The organism is Cupriavidus sp. 05L411 (assembly GCF_056398045.1).
The window spans coordinates 81,767-104,172 of sequence record NZ_JBFTOQ010000022.1 but is presented as its reverse complement, the minus strand read 5'-3'; the positions used below and the strand labels follow the sequence as shown (position 1 = coordinate 104,172).

Annotated in this window: 17 protein-coding genes; 14 read left to right on the top strand and 3 right to left on the bottom strand. The window is 66.7% G+C overall.

Annotated features, from left to right (window positions below; all coding sequences use genetic code 11):
- Window positions 1-15: 15 nt before the first annotated feature.
- Entirely contained in the window at window positions 16-2,490 is a 2,475-nt protein-coding gene (locus AC1DQR_RS24245; protein ID WP_477133938.1) for an ankyrin repeat domain-containing protein, read from the top strand.
- Between the two features lie 3 nt (window positions 2,491-2,493).
- Here AC1DQR_RS24245 and AC1DQR_RS24240 read toward each other — a convergent pair whose 3' ends face one another.
- Window positions 2,494-3,222 (bottom strand): TetR/AcrR family transcriptional regulator, encoded by a 729-nt coding sequence (locus AC1DQR_RS24240; protein WP_416050695.1) that lies wholly within the window; start codon window positions 3,220-3,222, stop codon window positions 2,494-2,496.
- 226 nt (window positions 3,223-3,448) lie between these two features.
- Between AC1DQR_RS24240 and AC1DQR_RS24235 the strand changes: the two genes are divergently transcribed.
- From AC1DQR_RS24235 to AC1DQR_RS24190, 10 genes are all read left to right on the top strand, one after another.
- Window positions 3,449-5,299 carry an FAD-dependent monooxygenase gene (locus tag AC1DQR_RS24235; RefSeq protein WP_477133937.1) on the top strand — a complete coding sequence of 617 codons (1,851 nt, stop codon included), beginning with the start codon at window positions 3,449-3,451 and terminating at the stop codon, window positions 5,297-5,299.
- A 41-nt stretch (window positions 5,300-5,340) separates the two neighbouring features.
- The gene (locus AC1DQR_RS24230) at window positions 5,341-7,287 is read left to right on the top strand and encodes an FAD-dependent monooxygenase (protein WP_416050693.1); all 1,947 of its coding nucleotides are present in this window, start codon (window positions 5,341-5,343) and stop codon (window positions 7,285-7,287) included.
- Window positions 7,284-7,880, top strand: coding sequence for a VOC family protein (locus AC1DQR_RS24225; RefSeq protein WP_416050692.1), 597 nt, complete (start codon window positions 7,284-7,286; stop codon window positions 7,878-7,880). Before AC1DQR_RS24230 ends, AC1DQR_RS24225 begins: the two co-directional genes overlap by 4 nt.
- A gap of 13 nt (window positions 7,881-7,893) precedes the next feature.
- The gene (locus AC1DQR_RS24220) at window positions 7,894-8,868 is read left to right on the top strand and encodes a fumarylacetoacetate hydrolase family protein (RefSeq protein WP_416050691.1); all 975 of its coding nucleotides are present in this window, start codon (window positions 7,894-7,896) and stop codon (window positions 8,866-8,868) included.
- Window positions 8,869-8,939: 71 nt separating this feature from the next.
- Window positions 8,940-10,265 carry an OmpP1/FadL family transporter gene (locus tag AC1DQR_RS24215; RefSeq protein WP_477133936.1) on the top strand — a complete coding sequence of 442 codons (1,326 nt, stop codon included), beginning with the start codon at window positions 8,940-8,942 and terminating at the stop codon, window positions 10,263-10,265.
- A gap of 139 nt (window positions 10,266-10,404) precedes the next feature.
- Window positions 10,405-11,838, top strand: coding sequence for a hypothetical protein (locus AC1DQR_RS24210; protein WP_477133935.1), 1,434 nt, complete (start codon window positions 10,405-10,407; stop codon window positions 11,836-11,838).
- Window positions 11,781-13,865, top strand: coding sequence for an indolepyruvate ferredoxin oxidoreductase family protein (locus AC1DQR_RS24205; protein ID WP_477133934.1), 2,085 nt, complete (start codon window positions 11,781-11,783; stop codon window positions 13,863-13,865). Before AC1DQR_RS24210 ends, AC1DQR_RS24205 begins: the two co-directional genes overlap by 58 nt.
- Window positions 13,866-13,922: 57 nt before the next feature.
- Window positions 13,923-14,846, top strand: coding sequence for a 3,5-dioxohexanoate:acetyl-CoA acetone transferase (gene kce, locus AC1DQR_RS24200; protein WP_416050688.1), 924 nt, complete (start codon window positions 13,923-13,925; stop codon window positions 14,844-14,846).
- A 230-nt stretch (window positions 14,847-15,076) separates the two neighbouring features.
- Entirely contained in the window at window positions 15,077-15,406 is a 330-nt protein-coding gene (locus AC1DQR_RS24195) for a hypothetical protein (RefSeq protein WP_416050687.1), read from the top strand.
- Between the two features lie 132 nt (window positions 15,407-15,538).
- Entirely contained in the window at window positions 15,539-16,813 is a 1,275-nt protein-coding gene (locus AC1DQR_RS24190; protein WP_416050686.1) for an MFS transporter, read from the top strand.
- Between the two features lie 30 nt (window positions 16,814-16,843).
- On the opposite strand, the gene AC1DQR_RS24185 is transcribed toward AC1DQR_RS24190, so the two are convergent.
- Window positions 16,844-17,410: a DJ-1/PfpI family protein gene (locus tag AC1DQR_RS24185; protein ID WP_416050685.1), complete on the bottom strand. Its 567-nt coding sequence runs from the start codon at window positions 17,408-17,410 to the stop codon at window positions 16,844-16,846.
- A gap of 123 nt (window positions 17,411-17,533) precedes the next feature.
- On the opposite strand from AC1DQR_RS24185, the gene AC1DQR_RS24180 reads away from it, so the two are divergent.
- Window positions 17,534-18,952: an aminotransferase-like domain-containing protein gene (locus AC1DQR_RS24180; RefSeq protein WP_416050684.1), complete on the top strand. Its 1,419-nt coding sequence runs from the start codon at window positions 17,534-17,536 to the stop codon at window positions 18,950-18,952.
- Between the two features lie 60 nt (window positions 18,953-19,012).
- Here AC1DQR_RS24180 and AC1DQR_RS24175 read toward each other — a convergent pair whose 3' ends face one another.
- On the bottom strand, window positions 19,013-19,486 hold the full coding sequence (locus tag AC1DQR_RS24175) for an Lrp/AsnC family transcriptional regulator (protein ID WP_477133933.1): 474 nt from the start codon (window positions 19,484-19,486) through the stop codon (window positions 19,013-19,015).
- Between the two features lie 235 nt (window positions 19,487-19,721).
- Here AC1DQR_RS24175 and hppD point away from each other — a divergent pair, with 235 nt between their 5' ends.
- Window positions 19,722-20,795 (top strand): 4-hydroxyphenylpyruvate dioxygenase, encoded by a 1,074-nt coding sequence (gene hppD / locus AC1DQR_RS24170; RefSeq protein ID WP_174426710.1) that lies wholly within the window; start codon window positions 19,722-19,724, stop codon window positions 20,793-20,795.
- Between the two features lie 158 nt (window positions 20,796-20,953).
- Window positions 20,954-22,351, top strand: a complete 1,398-nt coding sequence (locus AC1DQR_RS24165) for an amino acid permease (protein ID WP_477133932.1) — start codon at window positions 20,954-20,956, stop codon at window positions 22,349-22,351.
- Window positions 22,352-22,406 lie beyond the last annotated feature (55 nt).

The following is a 22,406-nucleotide window of genomic DNA, read 5'->3' as shown; positions in this document are numbered from 1 at the left end:
CCCCGATTTTCCCGCTTGCTCGGCGCCGCGGCGCTGGCACTGGCCTGCCTCGCCGGCACGCCGCGCCCCGCGCTGGCATACGATATCGGCGCGGTGATCGAAGCCATGCGCCTTAGCCGCTATGCCCTGAACGCGCCTGAGCGGCGCGTGTGGGGCACCGAAAACGCGCGCGATGCGCTGCTGGTCGGCCAGGTCGAAAACCGCTTGTTCTTCTACCGCTATGTGCGCGAAGGCAGCACGTCCAGGCTGGCGTTCCGCTCGCCACCGCTGGTGATCGACCCGGGCACCTGGCGGCCTGCGCACGAGGAAAACGTGTCCGTCACCACGCCCAGGGGCGACGAGCTCTTTTACTGGGTGGCCTATACCTACAACGATGTCGACGGCAAGCAGGTGAACGGCTACCTGGTGGACACAGCCGGCGAAGCCATCACCGTGCGTGCCGACGCCAGCACCGCAACGGTGACCAGCACGCGGCCCTGGGACGCGGCGCGCCAGGCGCAGGCCATGGCCACGCTGCGCAAAGCCTTGGTGAGCTACCCCAGCCGCCTGACGGCCATGCCGGCCGACTTGCGCTTCGTGCAGCGCCCGCCGGTCGACACGCTGGCTGCCTTCCGGGCGCTGCACCAGGCAGCGCGCGCCATCCCCCGTTCGAAGACCGCGGAATTCGCCCGCGCGCTGGCGCAGTTGCGCACCTTCGTCATGGAGCAGGACTATCGCGAGATCGATCCCAAGGGCGAATACCCCGACACACTGGTCGCCCTGAACGACTATGGATTCTGGCTGGCCGAGGCCGGCGATGCGGCCCAGGCCGACCTGATCCTTGGCGAGGTGCTGCGCCGGGACCCGTCGCGCATCGCGGCCTACCTGAACCGCGCGGACGCGCGCTGGCAGCAGCGCGAGCGCGAGCGCAACCCGGAAAAGCGCGACTATTACCTGGCGCTGGCGCGCGAGGACTACCGCCAGTACTGCAGCCTGCGGCTGGTGTCCAACAATGCCATCCCGTCCAACGTGGCGGCCCGCATCAGCACCGCGCTGGACGAGAAGCAACTGACCGCGGCCACCTGCCGGCCGCGCCTGGAGATCTTCCCGGCGATCAAGGCCGGCGACCTGCAGGCGGTGCGCCTGCAACTGGCGCGCGGCCAGGATCCGAACGGGGTCAACGAGCATGGCGTCTCCGCGCTGAGCGTGGCGGTGTACTTCCAGCAGGAGGAGATCGTGCGCGCCTTGCTGGCCGGCGGCGCCAAGGTGGACGGGCCGAACCGGGGCTCGGCCTTGATGGCTTCGGCCATGCCGGACGGACGCGACAAGCGGCCCCTGGCGCAGCGCTACGCCATCGCGGACATCCTGCTGGCGGCGGGCGCCTCGCTGGAGGCGCCCGACATCAACGGCACGCCTTTGCTGATCACGCGCACGTCCTACTATGGGGATGATCGCGCCACGCTGGAATACCTGCTGTCCCACGGCGCCGATCCGAACACGCATGAAAAAAAAGGCCGCACCGTACTGCACGCCTCTATCAGCAACTTCCGCACGCGCTGGTTTGCGGATCAACTGCTGGCCAAGGGCGCCGACATCAACGCGGCCTACATCCGCATGGTTTACGGCAATCGCTTCATGTGGGAAACACCCTTGCTGGAGGCGTTGCGCGAGTCGAGCGGTGAGCTCAAGCCGGGCGTGGCCCTCGCCATCCCGGAGCGCGTGGCCTTTGTGCTCGATCGTGGCGCGGACGCTTCGGTGGGCGGCTATGGCGGCAAGGACACCGTGGCGCGCAACGGCCTGGACGAGGCGCTGAGCCTCTCGGCCTCCTATTTGCAGCCCGCGCTGGTAGACCGGCTGGTGCAGGCCTCGCGCAAGCCGGCGGCGCCGCTGACCAGCGAGCCCCTGTCGGCCCTGCTGCGCGTGTGGAGCTACCAGGAGGCGCGGGCGCAAGCCAGCAAGGACAGCCCTGCGTGGGACGGCTTGCGCGCCAGCGCGCGTGCCACGGCCGAGCGGATGGTTGCGGCCGGCGTCAGCCTCAAATACCAGAACAGCGCGCAGGGCATGAAGGACAACGCGATCGCGCCGCTGAGCGTGCCCTGGCTGCCGGATGACTTGTACCTGGCGTGGCTGAAGGCAGGGGCCGACCAGACCGACCGCAGCGACGGTGGCATGCGCATCAACGGCGTGGACCAGAACGACGCGCTGCCGCTGGTGATCATGATGCAGCTGGGCCAGCAAGCCAAGGTGAAGATGCTGCTGGAGCACGACGCCGCGCTCTACCGCGACCCGCAACGCTGCGGCATGGCCGTGGCGGATGTGCTGTCATGGCAGCTGGGCAATGCCGGCAAGGCCATCAGCCCGGAAATGGCGGGCGCGATCAGCCATGTCATGCAAGGCGCCGCCAAGGCCGGCAACTGCGACATGAGCATGAAGGCGCGCGCCAGGCCGTATATCGGCGTGAGCGCCGATGAGCTGGCGCGCTACATCGAAAGAGGCGTCGCCGCGCGCTGAACGCTACCTGGCGCCGGCCGTCCGCCGGCGGCTGGCAGGGCGCGCAAGCATGCCGTTGAGCAGCACGTCGATGACCTGTTCCGCGTGCTGCTCCGCTTGTTCGGCCGTCATGGGGCCGACGCCGTAAAGGCGCTGGATCAGATGCGTGGCTGACTGAACCGCCGTGAGCGTGGCGGTCATCGTCACGCTGGCGTGTTCGGGCGGGTAGGGCTTGAGCAACTGCGCCGCGTGGCACTGCGCGATCAGCGCATCGAGCTTGTCATGAAACGGCTTCATGTAGTTGTCCACCAGCCAGTCCAGCCTGGGGCCATCCTGCGCGACTTCCATCAGCACAAGCGAGTGTGCCGCCGGATGCAGGATATTGCTGACCGCGAAAGCCCTTAGCGCGGCTTGCAGCCGCGCGAGCGGATCGGCGGGATCGGGCGCGTCCGCCGCTTGCCGGGATGCCGTGAGCGACCCCGTGTACGCGTTCTCCACCACCGCGCGCCACAGGCCTTCCTTGCTGCCGAAGTGGTAGTTCAGCAGCGGCTGCTTCACGCCCGCGCGGTTGGCGATCGACAGCACCGAGGCGCCGTCGTACCCCTTTTGCGTGAACTCGAGCTCGGCGGCTTCGATCAGCCGTTGCCGCCCCGATGCTTCGGCGGCGCGGGATGCGCTCGCCGTGGCCGCGGGTGTCTGTGCGGCTGGCTTGCGGGTGGAAGTCTTGGGGCGTCGGGTCTCGACAGGGGTCATGTTGGCTAGCGACGCGTTTCGCACACGGTAACGATCCCGTCATTCTCCCACATGCCCCGGGCTTGAATCCGGGCGGCCGAACGCCGGTAACCGGCAACGCCAGTCCTTTGCCAGTCATCCTGATATAAGTATAAGTACCAGTGTGCCGTTGACTTATACTTGTATAAATTCACGTCCCATGGCGGCCGTGAGGCGGCTGGCAACATTGGGGGCAGGTATGCGGGAGTTGGAAGTTCCGGTTTTGATCGTGGGCGCGGGCCCGGTTGGCATGCTCATGGCGGCGCTGCTGGCGGACCAGGGGATCGAGTCGATGCTGATCGAGCAGCGCGATGACCTGCATCTCGCCCCGCAGGCGCATGTCATCAACGCGAGAACGCAGGAGATCCTGGCCGGCATCGGCGTGGCGGACGAGGACCTGGCCGGCATCACCACGCACGCGGCCGGGGCGCGCTTCGTGACCTGGCGGCGCAACCTGGCCGAGGCAGACCTGGCGCGCATCGATATCGCCAGCGACACTTACCTTGCCAATCTGGCGGCGGCCAGCAGCAAGCGGACCGCGAATATTCCCCAGCACCATCTGGAGCGCCTGCTGTTTGCGCAGGTATCGCGCCGCGCACGCTGCGAGGCGCGCTTCGGCCACGTGTGGCAAAGCGCGGAGCATAACGCGCACGGCGCGGCCTCGGTCGTGCGGGATGCCGCCACCGGCCAAGCGTATCGGGTGCGCAGCGACTGGCTGATCGCGGCCGACGGCGCGGGCAGCGCCGTGCGCCGTGGGCTGGGGCTGCCGATGGTGGGGGAGACCAACCTGGCGCATCTCATCACCATCAACTTCGAGGCCGACATCCGGCATCTGGTCAAGGACAGTCCGTCGATCCTGTTCTGGATCCTCTCGGCGCAGGCCCCGGGCACCTTCATCGTGCACGATGCGGCGCGCTACGCCGTGTTCATGACGCCGTATTTCCCGGCGTACGAATCGCCGGCCGATTTCCCGGTGGCCAGGTGCGAGCGCATGTTGCGGGCAGCGCTTGGCGAGCGCCATCTGCCCTTGCGCATCACGTCGCTGTCGAACTGGACGATGCAGGCGCACATTGCCGAGCCCTACAGCAAAGGGCGCACCTTCCTGATTGGCGATGCCGCCCACCGTTTTCCGCCCACGGGCGGGCTGGGGCTGAACACAGGCGCAGCCGATGCGCACAACCTGGCGTGGAAGCTGGCCCTTGTCATGCAGGGCAAAGCGGCGCCCGGGCTGCTCGACACGTATGGCGCCGAGCGCAAGCCGGTTGCCGAGACCAACAGCCGCGTCAGCGTGGCCAACCATCAAAAGATGGGGCAGGTGACCGCGGCGCTGGGCCTTGACGAAGCGGGCTTGCCGACGCTCGCGCGGCTGCGCGCCAGCGCACCGGCCCGCGTGCTGCCCGGCGCCCTGCGCTCGGCGGTCAAGCGCCTGCTGGTGGCGCCCGTGGAAGCGCGGACCCGGAACGTGCAGCAAGCGTCCTCGCCAAAGTTCGCCCGCATCCGGCAAGACGTGCAGCGAGCCGCCGAAGCGCAGATGGAACACTTCAATACGCTGGGGCTGGACCTGGGCTACGTCTACCGGAGCGCGGCAATCTGCGCGAGCGGCGCCGCAACGCCGGTCGTGCCCATCGCATCGCATCCCGTACATCCCGCACATCCTGTACTGGAGGTGGCGCAGTCGTTCACGCCGGGCGCACGCCTGCCGCACTTCCGGTTGCAAGGCGCCCCGGGGGCGCCGGCGACCTCGCACGATCTCGTTGGCAACGCGCACTTCTTGCTCGCCGGCTTTGGCCGCCATGGCAAGCCGTGCGCCGCGCTCGGCCATAGCGTGAGCCAGGCGCTAGGCGTGCCGGTGCGCGGCCTGGACCTCGATGCCATCGCGCATCGCGACGACCACCCGCAACTTTCCGCGTGGAATGGTGGCCTTCCCGACGCCGCCATCCTGGTGCGCCCCGATGGGCACGTCGCATGGCGCTACGCATTGCAGGCGGACGTAGCGCCCGGCGACGTCCTGGCCGCCCTGTGCGAAGTGCTGCAAGTCCCTGTGCCTGTCAGTGCATGACCGTGCCTGACATCACCCAAGCTCAAGAGAAAGGTCCACCCGTGAACATCGATCCCGAAGCCGTGCCTCTCCGACAGGCCGGGCAGCCCAGCCCCGTGGCGATCATCGGCGCCGGCATCGCCGGCTCCGTGCTGGCGCTCCTGCTGGCCAGCCGCGGCATTCGCAGCCTGCTGGTCGACCGCCAGCCTGGCACGGATACGCATCCGCGCGGACATGTCTGGTCGGCCCGCGCCATGGAGGTGATCCGCTCGATCGATGCGGAGCTGGCCGAGGCCCTGCGCGAGATCAGCTCGCCGCCGCTCAAGCTGCGCTACATCACGTGGTGCACGGCACTGGCAGGGGTGGATCTGGGGCGCTGCGTGCCGATCGGCAACGACCCGGTGCATACCGCCCGCCTCCTGGGCAGCGGCCCTTGCCGCCCGCTGCACTTGTCCCAGAACGTGGCCGATCCCATCCTGCGGCAGCGCGTGGCCGACAGCCCGCTGATCGAATTACTGGCAGGGCATGAGCTGGAGGCGCTGTCGCAGGACGATGACGCCTGCGCATTGACGCTGCGCGAGCTGCGCAGCGGGCGGGTCGTCCGGCGCACCGCGCGCTTCGTTGCGGGCGCGGATGGCGCGCACAGCACCGTGCGGCATCTGCTTGGCGTGCGCTCCAACACAACCCCAATGCAAGCGGTCGCGCAGATCCATTTCCGCGCAAAGCTGGACAGGCTGACCACGTCGCGGCCCAGCCCGTTGTACTGGATTCTCAACCCCGACGTCGTGGGCACGCTCACGGCCCACACCGCCGACGACGAGGACTGGGTCCTGTCGACGGTGGTGCTGCCCGAGATCGAGCCCGCCGGCGAAATGCCCAAAGCGCGGGCGCTGGCACTGGTGCGTGCGGCGATTGGCGATGAACGCATCGATGCCAGCATTGTCTCGATCCGCCCCTGGACGATGGCGCTGCGCCGCGCCGAGACCAGCAGGGTGGGCCGGGTGGTGTTGCTGGGAGATGCCGCTGCCGGCTTCTCCGCCATCGGCGGCTTTGGCATGAACCATGGGATCGAAGACGCCGCGAGCCTGGCGTGGCGGCTGCAATTGCTGCTGGGCGGGTATGTGCCAGAAGGCCTTGCGCACGGCTTGTTGTCCAGCTACGCCACCGAGCGCGCGCAGAGCGCCGCCGCCCACGCGCACCGCACGCAGCAGCTCAGCGACCTGTCCGACGAAGTACTGCGTGCCGCCGGTGCGGACCCCGCCGGCCTCAAGACGCTGGCCGCGCTCTCCCGCTCCACGGTGGTCCGCCTGCTGCCCAGGCGCGCTGCGCGCACCCTGTTGCGCACCGTGGCGGGGGCCGGCCTGAAACCCCTGCGCCATCTGGCGAGCACCGCGCCCGCGGGCGTTGCCGTGCGCGCCAAGCTCAGAAGGGCGATCGACAAGCAACGCGAAGTCTTTGTCACGCTCGGCACCGATCTTGGCTATGCGCTATCGAGTGGATTCGTCTGCCGCGAGCCGCATCCGCATCCGCAGTCCCCGCACAGCGGCACTGAGTACTGGCCGACCACCAGCCCGGGCTCGCTGATCCCGCATCTCTGGAGCGAGGCCGCTGGCGAGTCGCTGTCGACGCGGGACCTCGCGCGCCGCGCGCCGCTGACGCTGCTGGTGGGCGACAAGGAGCGGGTGCGCTGGCAGGCGGCCTTGACGCAGTTGCGTGCCGACTGGGGCATCGACGTGGCGTGTCCGCGCATCGGGACCGAAGACGGCGCGCAGTTTCGCATCGGCCCCTCGGCCTTCGCCACTGCGATGGAGATCGATGAGTCCGGCGCGGTGCTGCTGCGCGGCGACGGCATCGTGGCCTGGCGCAGCCGGCGTCAGTGCGCCGATCCGTGCGCGACATTACCGGATGTGATTTCGCGCCTGGTGTCCCAGTCCGCCATTCCCGCAGCACCGCGGGCAAGCCCTACCAGCCCCCCCAGCCCCATCAGCCTCACCAAGGAGATGCAATGAGCGACAGCATGGACCAGTTTCCTATCCCCTGCCCGGACCCGGAGGCCCGTGCGCCGCAGAAGCTTGCGCACATCGTGCTCACCACGCGGCGCTTCGACGAGACGATCCACTGGTGGAGCGTGGTGCTGGGCGCGCGGGTGATGTACCGCAATGCCTTGCTTTGCTTCCTCTCCTACGACGACGAGCACCACCGCCTGGCCCTGATCAATGCCGCCAACTTCGAGCCGAAGCGTCGCGAGAGCACAGGCCTGGACCATGTGGCATTCACCTTCGGCTCGCTCGGCGACCTGCTGCATACCTACGAGCGCCTGAAGGGCCACGGCCTGCGCCCGCAATGGTGCATCAACCACGGGCCGACCACGTCGTTGTACTACCGCGATCCCGACGGCATCCAGGCCGAGCTTCAGGTGGACAACTTCGCCGCACCGGAGGAACTGGAGGCCTGGTTCCGCTCCGGTGCGTTCGCCGAGAATTCTATCGGCGTTGAGTTCGACCCGGAGCATCTGCTGGAGCGCTACCAGGCGGGCGAGCCCGCCGCGCTGCTGATGCGTCCCGGCGAGGTGACCAGCCGCCAGTTCCTGACGTTGCGTTGAGAGGCCGGCTACCGTGAGACTGTGTACGTTTTCCACCGCGGACGTGGCGAGCCACGTCGGCCTGGCGCTAGCGGGCGACCGTGTGCTGGATGTGACCGCATCCTTTGCGGGCGACCCGCGCTTTGCCACCTTGCTGGCGCTGATCGAGCACCAGGACGAGACCCTGCCTGCCCTGCGCAAGCTGCAAGCACAGGGTACGAAACCGGGTAGCACGCAGCAGGTGCATGCGCTGCGCCAAGTCCGCATCGAGGTGCCATACCGTCCCCCGCAGATCCGCTGCTTCAGCGTGTACGAGCAGCATCTGAAGAATGCGTTCAAACAGGTCATGGCACATGGCGTGAGCCCGGCGACGGGCATGCTGATGCGCGCGCTCGGTGCCGGCAAGGTGCCCAAGGCCTTCTTTGAGACGCCAATCTACTACAAAGGCGTGCGCCTCAACCTGTCCGGCCACGGCAGCAAGGTGCTGCGGCCGGATCCCGGCGCCAGGCTGGACTACGAGGCCGAACTGGGCGTCGTTGTCGGGCGTCACGGCAAGAACATCGACGCCTCGGTGGCGATGTCGCATGTCTTTGGCTACGTGATCTTCAACGATTTCTCCGAACGCGCACAGCTTATGAGGGAGATGCGCGCCCGGCCCAGCGCGGGCCCGGCCAAGGGAAAGGACTTCGACGGCAGCAACAGCCTCGGCCCCTGGATCGTCACCGCGGACGAGATCCGCGATCCCCACGCGCTGGGCGTGACCGTGCGCGTCAACGGCGAGGTGCGCGGCGAAGGCAGCACGGCTGGCATGACCCATCGTATCGACCGCATCGTCAGCTATGCGTCGGCCAACGAGACGCTGCACGGCGGCGAGCTGCTGGCCACGGGCTGCGTGCCGAACTGCGCCGGCATCGAGCAATGGCGCTTCCTGGACGACGGCGACCGGGTCGACGTGGAGATCGCGGGGCTTGGCGTGCTGACGAACTCGATCACCGGGCATCAACCGTAGCACCCCCCCAAGAAAATCGCGAGGAGCGCAAAGACGATCCCGCTTTGATCACAACGACAATGGAGACAACAGTGAATTCAAGACAGTGGATCGTCACATCCGCGGCAGCACTGTGCCCCGCGCTTGCGTTGGCCGACAACGGCTACTTCCAGATCGGCTACGGCGCCGAAGCGCGCGGCGTGGCCGGCGCCGCGGCGGCGTCGACGCGGGATGCGTTCGGCGGCGCGAGCAACCCCGCCACCACAGTCTGGGCCGGCAACCGCTTCGACGGCAACCTGATCGCGATCAACGGCAGGACCAGCATGAGCCGCGCAGCGGGCCTGCCGGCGCCAGTGGCCGGGGTGCTCGACACGCGCACGGACAGCGAGAGCCGCTGGGTGCCGCTGGCCGATATCGCGTACAGCCGCATGATCAACCCGGACCTGTCGCTGAGCCTTGTCGGCTACAGCAATGGCGCCGGCACGTACTTCGAGGGCAACACCACCACCTGCCTGGCGCCGTCGCCGGCACCGGCCGGCACCACCTATCGCGGCAACTTGCTATGCGGCAGCGGCAGGGCTGCCACCACGATCAAGCAGTTGACGATGGCGCCGACGGTGTCCGCCAAGGTCTCCGAGTCGTTCTCGGTGGGCTTCTCGCTGCTGCTCGCGGGGCAGCTCTTCAGCGCGGAGGGCCTGCAGGCACTTGCGCCGCAGTCGGCGGCGCCGAACCACCTGACCAACCAGGGCACGGCGTCGTCGTTTGGCATCGGCATGCGGGTTGGGTCCTATTGGCGCGCCAGCGATGCGCTGAGCTTCGGCGCGGCGTACTCGCCCCGCATCCGCATGGGGCGGCTCAAGGAGTACGAGGGCTTGCTGGCGGATCAGGGTCGCCTGGATATCCCGGAGAACCTGCTGCTCGGCATGCAATGGTCGCCGAGGCAGGATCTCTCCTTCCTGTTCGACTACCAGCGCATCAACTACTCGGGCACGTCGGGCCTTGGCAATCGCGCGTTCGATGGCACCGCCTTGCGCGGCAGCAGCGGTGGCCCGGGCAATGGGTGGAAGGACATGAATGTCTTCAAGCTCGGCGTGCGCTACCAGGTGACGCCGGCCTGGCACGTGTCGGGCGGCGTCTCCTTGAACAGCGCGGCCTACGCGGATGTGGATACGGCCAACAACGTCACCTCGCCGGCCACGTTCCGCCGGCACTACACGCTCGGGCTGGGCTATGCGACCGCCGCCAATGCCACCTGGTCGGTCTTCTACTCCTTGTCGCCGGGCCACACCAGTTCGGGCAGTTCGGCGCTGGGGTCGGCCGTGGCCACGCAGCTCTCGGGCAACGCCACGGTCTCGGGCCAGGAGACCCTGGCAACGCGGCAGCAGAGCATTGGCGTGCAGTACTCGCAGCGCTTCTGATTGCCCCCGGCGCTTTTTTCTGTTCATTCATCACGGAGTTTGTTTCGATGACGGCTTGTCTTCTTCCGCGTTCCAGCGGCAACCGGCTAGCAGCCACCCCTGCAACCACCCCTGCAATCGTACACAGCGGCGGCACGGCATGAACGCGCGGACGGAGCCAGCGGCATTGCAGCCGCCCCGCCTGGACGACCGGTTCGAGCAGCCGGCCGGCAAGGTGTTCCTCACCGGCAACCAGGCGATCCTGCGCATCGCGCTGGACCAGCGCCGCATCGATGCCCGGTTCGGGAAGAACACCGGCGGCTTTATCTCCGGCTACCGTGGCTCGCCGCTGGGCCGGCTCGACATGGAGCTGTGGCGCATCCAGCCGTTGTTGCAGGCCGCGAACGTGCGCTTCCAGCCCGGCGTCAACGAGGACCTGGCCGCCACCGCGGTGTGGGGCACGCAGTACGTCGGCACCTTTGCCGGCGCCACGGTGGATGGCGTGTTTGGCATCTGGTACGGCAAGGGGCCGGGCGTGGATCGCAGCGGCGACCCGCTCAAGCACGGCAACCTGGCCGGCACCAGCGCAGCCGGCGGCGTGCTGGTGCTGGCGGGAGACGACCATAGCGCCAAGTCGTCGACCACCGCCCACCAGTCGGATTTCTCGCTGATCGCGGCGGGCATACCGGTGCTGTATCCGGCTAACGTGCAGGACATCATCGACTTTGGCTTGCGTGGCATCGAGATGTCGCGGCGCACCGGATGCTGGGTTGGCATGAAGCTGGTGACCGACGTGGTGGAGTCCGCCGGCGAAGTCGACGTGGGGCAGCACGAGCCATTGGGAGCGTTGCCTGACGCCAACGGGCCCTTGCACATCCGCGCCTTCGAAATGGCGCCGGCCGCGGAGGAACGCTTGTACGTGCACAAGCTGCCGGCGGCGGTGCAGTTCGCGCGGGCGGCCGGGCTCAACCGCCTGGTGTGGCCTGGCACGAGCGCCAGGGTAGGGATTGTCACCGCCGGCAAGTCCTACGCCGACACCATGCAGGCGTTGCAACGCCTTGGCATCGACGCCAGCGATGCGCGCGGCGCCGCGCTGCGGGTGCTGAAGATCGGCATGGTGTGGCCGCTGGAGGACGAGATCGTGCGCGCCTTCGCGCACGGGCTCGACACCATCCTGGTGATCGAGGAAAAGCGCCCGCTGCTAGAGTCGCAACTTAAGTCCATCCTCTTCGATGCGCGCATGGCGCAGCCGCCGGTGGTGCGCGGCAAGTTCGAAGGCGCGCCGGAATGGTCGGCCTCCCGAGGCGCGCCGGTGCTGCCTATCTGCAACGAGCTGAGCGTGCTGCAGATCGCCGAAGCCATCCAGCGCTTGCTGGGGCTTGAGACCGCGGCCCCGGATGCTGTTGCGGCGGACCAGCCGGGACAAGCCGTGCCGCTGCGCCGCCCGAGCTTTTGCGCGGGCTGCCCGCACAATACATCGACCCGCTTGCGGATGGCAGCCGGGCGCTGGCGGGCATCGGCTGCCATACGATCGCCATGCTCAATGACCCGAAGAAGACACACACCGTCTCGCACATGGGTGGCGAGGGGATGATGTGGATGGGACAGTCGCCGTTTACCAGCGAGCCCCATGTCTTTGCCAACATGGGCGACGGGACCTATTTCCATTCCGGCTACCTGGCCATCCGCCAGGCGCTCGCGGCCAATCTGCGGATGACCTACAAGCTGTTGTTCAACGGCTTTGTCTCCATGACCGGCGGCCAGCCGGTGGACGGCGAGCTTAGCGTCGACAAGGCCGTGGCCCAGCTGCGGGCGGAGGGGATCAAGAAGCTGGTCGTGGTCACCGACGACGTGACGGCATACGGTGCGCCGCGCCGGGCCACGCTGGGCGTACCCGTGTACGACCGGGCGGCGCTGGAGACAGTGCAGATCGAGCTGCGCGCGTATCCCGGGCTGTCGGTGCTGATCTACGACCAGGCCTGCGCCACCGAGGCACGCCGTTTGCGCAAGCGCGGCAAGCTGCCCGACCCGCAGGTGCGCACCTATATCGATCCCGAGGTGTGCGAGGGGTGCGGCGATTGCGGCGATCAGTCCGGCTGCCTGGCCATCGAGCCGCTTGAGACGGCGCTGGGCCGCAAGCGCAAGATCAACCAGTCGTCCTGCAACAAGGACATGTCGTGCGTGCGCGGCTTCTGCCCGAGCTTTGTCACGCTGCAGGGGGCAAAGCCGCGCCGGCCGCAAGGCGCGGCGGCGGCGGGCTTCAAGATTCCCGCGTTGCCCGATGCCATCATCCCGGGCGATTTCGAGCCCATGGCGATCCTCGTCGCGGGCATCGGCGGCACCGGCGTGGTGACGATTGGCGGCGTACTGACCATGGCGGCGCACCTGGACGGCAAGGCCGGGAGCTCGCTGGATGTCACCGGGCTGTCCCAGAAGTACGGCGCGGTGGGCTCTCATATCCGCATTGCCCCGAGCGCCGCCATGCTGCACGCCGCGCGCATCGGCACCGGCGAAGCCGACGTGCTGCTGGGCTGCGACCTGATCGTCGCGGCCGGCGCGGACGCGCTGTCCAGGCTGCGTCCCGGGCTGGCGCGCGCCTTCGTCAACACGGAGGTGGTTCCCACCAGTGACTTCACCAGCCAGCCCGACTGGGCTGCCGATGAGGCCGGGCTCAAGCACCGCCTGAACGAAGCGCTGGGCGGGCGCGCCGAGTGCATCGACGTGACGGTGCTTGCGCAGCATCTGCTGGGCGACGCGATCCTGTCGAACATGTTGCTGCTGGGCTATGCCTGGCAGCAAGGTGCGATCCCCGTGCAGCGGGCAGCGATGGAGAAGGCGATACAGCTCAATGGCGTATCGACCGACACCAACCTGAAGGCGTTCGCGCTGGGCCGCTGGCTCGCGCATGACAACGCGGCGGTGCGCCGCCTGATGGCGCCCGCGCAGGTCGTTCAGCTGACGATGAACGCCGGGGGATCCCTGGCGGCGCTGATCGATGACCGGGCACGGCGCCTTGTCGATTATCAAAACGCCGCGCTGGCGGATCGCTACCGCCAGCGGATGGAATCGGTGCGGCGCATGCTGGCAGGCCGAAGCGATGCCGACGCCCTGGTCCGACAGGTGGCGACGCAGTATTTCCGCGTGCTGGCGGTCAAGGACGAGTTCGAGGTGGCGCGCTTGTATTCGCGCCCGGCCTTCCTGCAGTCCCTGAACGAGGCGTTCGAAGGCGAGTTCCAGGTCAGCTTCCATCTGGCGGGCGGCCCGTTCGGCAAGCTCGACAAGGTCACCGGCAAGATCAGCAAGACGGCGGTTGGCAGCTGGATCCGGCCCGCCATGCGCCTGCTGGCTGGCGTGCGCTTCCTGCGCGGCAGCTGGCTCGATCCCTTCGCCCGTGGCGTGGAAGCGCAGCTCAATCGCCGTGTGCGCGATGCCTACGAAGAGGATCTGGATGACATCGGGCACGCGGCAGCGCAATGGCCCGAGGCACGCCTGCGGGAACTGCTCTCGTGGCCCGCCAGTGTGCGCGGCTACGGGCATGTCCGCGAGCGCCAGGCGCGCGCCGGATTCGCAAGGCGCGCCACGGCCCGGGATGCGCCGGCCGGCTCGCACCCGGAAAACTGACGGACCGCGGCATCCAATGCATGCCGCAGCACCACCAACCCAGACAAAGACGTCGCCATGAACAAAGTCATCATTACCTGCGCCATCACCGGGTCGATCCACACCCCGTCGATGTCGCCCTATCTGCCGCTCACGCCCGACGAGATCGCCGCGAGCGCGATCGGCGCCGCGCGGGCCGGCGCCGCCATCGTGCACCTCCACGCGCGCGACTCCGGGGATGGACGCCCTTCGCAGGACCCGGCGCTGTTTCGCCGGTTCGTGCCCGCCATCAAGGGGGCGTGCGACGTGGTGATCAACCTGACCACGGGCGGCGCGCCCACCATGAGCGTGGAGGAGCGCCTGCAGCCCGCGCTGCAGCTGAGCCCCGAAGTGGCATCGCTGAACATGGGCACGATGAACTTCGGCCTTTATGAACTGCTGGACCGCTTTAAAGACCTCAAGCACGATTGGGAGCGCCCCTACCTGGAGCGCAGCTACGACGGCATCTTCAGGAATACGTTCAAGGACATCGCGTATATCCTGCAGTCCTGCAGCGCAAACCAGACCCGTTTCGAGATCGAGTGCTATGACATCGGCCACTTGTACACGGCAGCCCATTTCCTGGATCGCGCGCTCTTGACGCCACCGCTGCTGATTCAGTCGGTGCTCGGGCTGCGCGGCGGCATCGGCGCGCATGTGGAAGACCTCATGCATATGCGCCGCACGGCGGACCGGCTGTTCGGCAAGGACTATGTCTGGTCGGTGCTGGGGGCAGGGCGCAGCCAGATGCCGGCGGCGGCGATCAGCGCATCGGTCGGCGGCCATGTGCGCGTCGGCCTTGAGGATTCGCTATGGGATGGCCCGGGAAAGCTCGCCAACAGCAACGCCGCGCAGGTGCTGCGGGTGCGCAGCATCATCGAAGCCTTGTCGCTTGAGGTTGCCACGCCGGATGAGGCGCGGAATCTGCTGAAGCTGAAGGGGCGCGACAACGTTGGGTTTTGAAGAGGGGCACGCACCGCTAAGGGCTTGGCGAATGCTGTCGATACTATGTTTGAGCTTGCGTTGCTGATACCGGGGCTTTGGCGCGGGGTGCCGCGCCCCCCGAAATAACGAGACGGCCCGGGATTCTGGTTTGTGATTAATCCGGCGCATGGATATAATTCGTCGTCAATGCCCCGGATCCGGGGCATTCGTTTTTATATCCGCTTGATATCCATACCCGGGAGTTTTCCATGTTTCTGATCTGGCAAGGTTTAGGTTTTCTCGTTGTCATCTTGCCCCTTGCCGTCCTGCTTGTCATGAGCCTGCTAGGCTCGCTGGTGAATCTCTCCAATATCGCGACCATCGTGCTATCGCTGATCCTGTCGGCCGCGGCAGTCTTCTATCTTGGCAAACGCCTCAATTCGCGTCCGGGCCGCATCCTGGTCGATCCCAACACGCAGGAATCCGTGGAACTGCGCAAGCGCCATACGCTGTTCTGGATTCCCATGCAGTATTGGGCGTTCCCCATCCTTCTGATCGCGATCATTGCCTCGTTCGCGCTGTTCACCGCCGGGGCATAGCGCGGGCGAGCGGCCGGCCGGAGCAGGCCAGCGGGAGCGGGCGTAGAATACCGGTCCTGCATCCTGGATGCTCCGGCAAGCTGCGGGACAAGCCTGGTAAAAGGCAGCCCTCCTACGAAATGAGACACCAAGTTGAACAATCCGGCCAGCGCTGCGCATCATCGCGAGCTCACCTCTGCGGCTGACGCCGAGACTCTGGCGCGGCGCGCGCGCCGGGGCATCGTCCTGCTGACCTTCGCGTTCGCGCTGAGCCAGTTCTATCGCAGCTGCCTGGCGGTGATGGCGCCGGAGCTCCAGCACGACTTCGGCCTGTCGGCGGCGGGCTTCGGCACCTTGTCTTCCTCCTTCTTCCTGGCATTCGCGGTTGCGCAGATTCCCGTGGGGATTGCGTTCGACCGGTACGGCGTGGGCAAGCCGACCTCCTTGCTGCTGGCCATCGGCGCGGTGTCCGCCGTGGTGTTCTCGCTGGCGCCGGACGGTACCGTCGCCATGCTGGCGCAGGCCGGGCTGGGGCTGGCATGCGCGCCGGTCTTCATGGGGCTGCTGCATTTTGCTTCCGAGCAGCTTTCCGAGAAAAACTACACGCGGGTCGTCAGCCAGTCCAATGCCACCGGCATGATCGGCGCGCTGTGCGCCACGGCGCCGCTCGGATGGGCCATGCATCTGCTTGGCTGGCGCGTGGCGATGTCCTTCGCGGCGCTGTGCATGGTGGTGGCCTGCTACGGTGTCTGGCGCTTCGTGCGGGATGATGGCCATGCCGAGGCGCGCGGTGTGCCGCTGGGCTCCATGCTCTCGCAAAGCGCGAAGCTGCTGGCCATTGTCCCCTTGTGGACCCTGATCCCGATGTGCGTCGCCATGGCGGCAGGCACGGCGTTCCGCAACGCATGGAGCGGCCCTTACCTGGCCAGCGTGTACGGCTTGAATTCCGGCTCGCGGGGCATCGCGCTGACGCTGCTGAGCGTGAGCGGGTTCCTGACGGCGTTCTTCCTGCCCGTGCTGGTCCGGCGCAGCTCGCTCAAGACCACCATCGCGGGATGGTCCTGCTTTGCGATGTCGGGCGCCATCTTGCTGAGCCTCTGGCCCACGCATGGCATCGTCTCCGGTGTGGGGCTGATGGCCTTGCTGTCGACCATCGGCATGCTGCATCCGCTGGTCATGGCGCAGGGGCGCGGCCTGGTGCCGCCGTCTTCGCGCGGGCGCGGGCTTGGCGTGCTCAACACCTTTGTGTTCCTCGGCTCGGCGCTGACGTCGTGGGGATTCGGCATGATCGCCAGCATGGGCGACGCCCGGCACTGGCCGGTGGCGAAGACCTATTCGACGATCTTCCTCACGGCTGCGATGGTAGTGGCGCTTGCCGTGGCGCCGTATTTCTTCAGCCCATCCAGCCCGTCCGTGATCAAGCGCTAAGCCAGCGCTAAGCCCCGCGGCCTCGGTTCGTCACTCGACCTTGGCGATCATCTCCAGCATGCTGTCAGCAATATCCTGGCCAAGCAGCCGCGAGACCATCCAGCCCGCCAGATCCTGCGTCGCCAGGCATCCACCCGCCGTGGCGATCTGGCCGTGCACCACGAGCGGACGATGCTCGGTCTCCACGCCCATGGCCTCGAGCTCTTCGAACACGCCCGGGTAGGTGGTCGCGCTCAGGCCATCGAGCAGCCCCAGGCGGGCGAGAAACAGTACACCCGAGTCGATCGCGCCAATCACCTGCCTGACCGGATCCAGCTTGAGCTGCCCCATGAAGCCTTGATTGTTGAGCTTGGCCCGCGACCCGGGGCCGCTGACAATGAACACAGCATCGGCCTTGGCAAGCTCGCTCAAGCCGCCATGCGGCGTGATGGTGATGCCGGTGTTGGAGGTCACCTGCGGCGTGTCTGCGCAGATCCGCACCGACCAGGGCTTGGCGTAGCCGACATAGGCTGGGTCCTGGACCCGGTTGAACAGGTCCCAGGGCAGGAACAGATCGACGTCGGTGAAGCCATCGTAAGCCAGCATGGCAATGTTCATCGGGTTCTCCTATTGGATCAATGAAGGGAATGTCCGCTTCGGAGACGAGATTCTCACCGCGCCCGCGACTTAGCTGTATAGTCAATCAATAAATTTTCATGGCTATACAGATAGCAGATAGAGATGGCGGACAGCTCCCCGAACTACCAGGCGATCGCCAACCGGCTGCGCGCGGCCATCCGCCGTGGCGACCTGGCACGCGGCGCCAAATTGCCGTCGGTGCGCCGGCTGGCCGAGATCGAGCAGGTTAGCGCGCCAACGGCGGAACACGCGCTGCGGGTGCTGGAGGCGAGCGGCCTTGTGGTGGCCAGGCCAAGGTCAGGCTTCTACGTTTGCGCGGACATGCCCGCCGAGCCGCTGGCCCCGCAACCTGGCGCCACGGCCCGGCCGGTGACGCTGACCGCCAATGTGCATGCGCTATTCGCCCAGGTGCGCGCGCCCGGCCCGGTTGCGCTGGGGGCCGCATCGCCGTGCGCGGCATGGCTGCCGGACAAGGCGCTGGCGCGCAGCATGCTGGGCGCGGCCCGCAGGCTCGGGGCGTCTGGCCTGGCCTACAGCGTGCCACCGGGCCGCCTCGACCTGCGTAGCCAGATCGCGCGCCGCGCGGCGCGCTGGGGCCTGCACATCTCGCCCGATCAACTGGTGCTCACACAAGGGCAGAGCCAGGCCATGCGGCTTGCCCTGCAGGTGACCTGCAAAGCGGGCGATGTGGTCGCGGTCGAGTCGCCTTGCTACTTCGGGACGTTGATGCTGCTGCGCAGCCTCGGGCTGCGCGCCATCGAGGTGCCCACCCATCCGCGTACCGGGATGGACCTGGCGGCGCTGGCGCAGATCCTGCAGCGGCATCGGGTTAGCGCCGTGGTGTCGGTGCCCACCGCCAACAACCCGCTGGGCTTCACGATGTCCATCGCCGACAAGCGCACGCTGGTGCAACTGCTTGACGATGCCGGGGTGCCGCTGATCGAGGATGACGTGTACGGCGATCTCTCGGCCGGCAAGCCGCGGGCGCCGGCCTGCAAGGCGTTCGACGAATCCGGCAATGTGCTGTATTGCACGTCGGTGTCGAAGACGTTGGCGCCGGGATGGCGCATCGGCTGGATCGCGCCGGGCCACCGCTTCGAGGCGGTGCTGGAGGCGCGGGTCGAGGCGAGCCTGGCCGGATCGCCGCTGTTCGAGGCGGCGCTGGCCGACATGTTCTCGAGCGGCGACTACGACCGGCATCTGCGGCGCTACGGCCAGCGGATCAAGGACTCGGTGCGCACGTTCTCATCCCGCATCGCGGCCGCCTGGCCAGCGGGGACGAAGCTGCGCGCGCCCGACGATGGTTTCTTGCTGTGGGTGGAACTGCCTGCCCATGTCAACGCGCTATCGCTGTGCGAGGCGGCGGCGAGCGAGGGCATCAGCATCGGTCCGGGTGCCATGTTCTGCCCCGACGGCAGCCGGTACGCGCATCATGTCCGGATCAATTGCGCCCAGCCGGCCACGCCAAAGCTGCTCGCCGCGCTCGACCGCATCGGCGCGCTCGCGGCGGTGCAAGCTTGATCGTGCGCTGGCTGTGACTGCCCCGCGGCCTCGGCAAGCCAGCAGGCAGAGGATCCTGGCTCAAGGCTCCAGCGGCATGGCGCTGGTGCACTTGATCTCGTCCAGGCAAACGCTGGATTTCACGCCGCTCACGCCCGGGATGCGCATCAGGGTGTCGAGCAGGAAGTCCGACAGCGACTTCAGATCGCGCGCCACCACCTTGAGCACATAGTCGATATCGCCGGTCACGGAGAAGCACTCCTGGATTTGCGCCAGCTCAGCGACCAACCCCTTGAAGTTCGACAGGTCCCGGATGTGGCCGCGCTCCATCGTGACATGGATAAAGGCCACCACGCCGAAGCCCAGGCTGGCGGAGTCCAGCCGGGCCTCATAGCGCTTGATGATGCCAAGCTCTTCCAGGTGCCGGTGGCGGCGCAGCGTCTGGGCTGGCGACAGGCGGATGGCCTCGGCCAGTTCCAGGTTGGACGCGCGCCCATTTTCCTGCAACGCCCCCAGCAGGCGCCGGTCGATGCGGTCTAGCTCATCTTTGTGCACTTTCGTTTCCTACATGCCATGAATCATGAAATTTTATCTCATGATCTAGGGTTTGCCTGCGTGGATTACGAAATCCTATTTTGCGGCCCGGAATATACACTGAACTCCAGATTAGCAGTGCGGACGGGTAAATGAGAGCCTGTTCCGCACGTGCCTGGCACTGCGCATCGACGCGCTGGCGCGCAGGAGCCGCAATATTATTTCTCTCGTCCCCCAATTTTTCGTTGAACACACCATGGCCGATCTGTTTGAAAACCCGATGCAGTTGATGGGCTTCGAATTCGTGGAATTCGCCTCGCCTACTCCCAACCTACTGGAACCGATCTTCGAGCAGATGGGCTTCACGCTGGTGGCGCGCCACCGCTCCAAGGACGTGGTGCTGTACCGCCAGGGCGACATCAATTTCATCGTCAACCGCGAGCCGCACAGCCCGGCTGCCTACTTTGCCGCCGAGCACGGCCCCAGCGCCTGCGGCATGGCGTTCCGCGTGAAGGATTCGCACAAGGCCTATGCCCGCGCGCTGGAACTCGGCGCGCAGCCGGTGGAAATCGCCACTGGCCCGATGGAGCTGCGCCTGCCGGCGATCAAGGGCATCGGCGGCGCGCCGCTGTACCTGATCGACCGCTTTGAAGAAGGCAAGTCCATCTACGACATCGACTTTGAGTTCATCGAAGGCGTGGACCGCCATCCGGTGGGCCATGGCCTGCGCCTGATCGACCACCTGACGCACAACGTCTACCGTGGCCGCATGGCTTACTGGGCTAATTTCTAYGARAAGCTCTTCAACTTCCGCGAAATCCGCTACTTCGATATCCAGGGCGAATACACCGGCCTGACCTCGAAGGCCATGACCGCGCCGGATGGCAAGATCCGCATCCCGCTGAACGAAGAATCGTCCAAGGGCAGCGGCCAGATCGAGGAATTCCTGATGGCCTTCAATGGCGAAGGCATCCAGCACATCGCCTTCCTGACGGACAACCTGATCGAAGTCATCGACAGTCTGCAGATGGCCGGCGTGCCCCTGATGACGGCACCCAACGACTACTACTACGACGGCCTGGAAGCGCGCCTGCCCGGCCACGGCCAGCCCGTGGATCAGCTCAAGGCGCGCGGCATCCTGGTCGACGGCACCACCGAAGGCGGCAAGCCCCGCCTGCTGCTGCAGATTTTCTCCAAGGCCTCGCTCGGCCCGGTGTTCTTCGAGTTCATCCAGCGCAAGGGCGACGAAGGCTTCGGCGAAGGCAACTTCAAGGCGCTGTTCGAATCGCTGGAACGCGACCAGATCGAGCGCGGCACGCTCAAGGTCTGAGGCCCACAAGGCAAGCCGGCACGCCCGGCACAGACCGCATCAACACCGCCGGCGCAGCAGCATGACTGCGCGCCGGTGGTGCCTGGCCAAAGCCCAAGCGCCCGCGACACGCGAGAGGCGCAGGCCGACATTCCAAAAGAGTGGGTAGAGAGACAAAGATGGTTCCCAACGCTTCCGACAATACAGACGCGACGCTCAAGCGTGGCTTGAAAAACCGGCACATCCAGCTGATTGCGCTAGGTGGCGCGATTGGCACCGGGCTGTTCCTGGGCATTGCCCAGACCATCAAGATGGCGGGGCCCTCGGTCCTGCTCGGCTACGCGGTGGCCGGCATCATCGCGTTCTTCATCATGCGCCAGCTCGGCGAAATGGTGGTCGACGAACCCGTGGCAGGCTCCTTCAGCCATTTCGCCAACAAATACTGCGGCAGCTTCGCGGGCTTCATGTCGGGCTGGAACTACTGGGTGCTGTATATCCTGGTCAGCATGGCGGAGCTCTCGGCGGTGGGCATTTATGTCCAGTACTGGTGGCCGCACGTGCCCACCTGGGTTTCCGCGCTGGCGTTCTTCCTCCTGATCAACGCCATCAACCTGACCAGCGTCAAGTCCTTCGGCGAAATGGAGTTCTGGTTCTCCATCGTCAAGGTGCTGGCCATTGTCGGCATGATCGTGTTCGGCGGCTACCTGCTGGCGTCCGGCACGGCCGGCCCGCAGGCCAGCGTGTCCAACCTGTGGCAGCACGGCGGCTTTTTCCCGAACGGGATCTCCGGGCTAGTCATGGCCATGGCGGTGATCATGTTCTCGTTTGGCGGGCTGGAGCTGGTGGGCATTACCGCGGCAGAAGCGGATGAGCCGGAAAAGACCATTCCCAAAGCCACCAACCAGGTGATCTATCGCATCCTGATCTTCTACGTTGGCGCACTGGGCGTGTTGCTCTCGCTGTACCCGTGGGAGAAGGTCGTCACCGGCGGCAGCCCGTTCGTGCTGATCTTCCACGCGATGAACAGCGAGATCGTTGCCACGGTGCTGAACGCCGTGGTGCTGACCGCCGCGCTGTCGGTCTACAACAGCGGTGTGTATTGCAACAGCCGCATGCTGTACGGTCTGGCCAGGCAGGGTAATGCGCCCAAGGCGCTGCTGAAGGTCAACAAGCGCGGGATCCCGCTGGCCGCGCTGGGTGTTTCCGCGCTGGCCACCGCGGCTTGCGTGGCGATCAACTACTTCATGCCCGGCGAGGCCTTTGAGCTGCTGATGGGGCTGGTGGTTTCGGCACTGATCATCAACTGGGCGATGATCAGCATCATTCACCTCAAGTTCCGCCGCGACAAGCGTGCTGCCGGCCAGGAAACGCGCTTCAAGAGCCTGGGCTACCCGCTGACAAACTATGTGTGCCTGGCCTTCCTGGCAGGTATCCTCTACGTGATGTACCTCACGCCGGGCCTGCGCATCTCGGTATACCTGATTCCGGCATGGCTGGCCGTACTGGGCCTGAGCTACCGTCTCAGGCAAAAGCAGAAGCGCGCCGAACCGGCCCTGCCCGAGCGCGTATCGGCATAATGATGACCCTGGCGGCCACTGGCCGCCGGCTCCGACCCATCCCAGCACTCCAGCC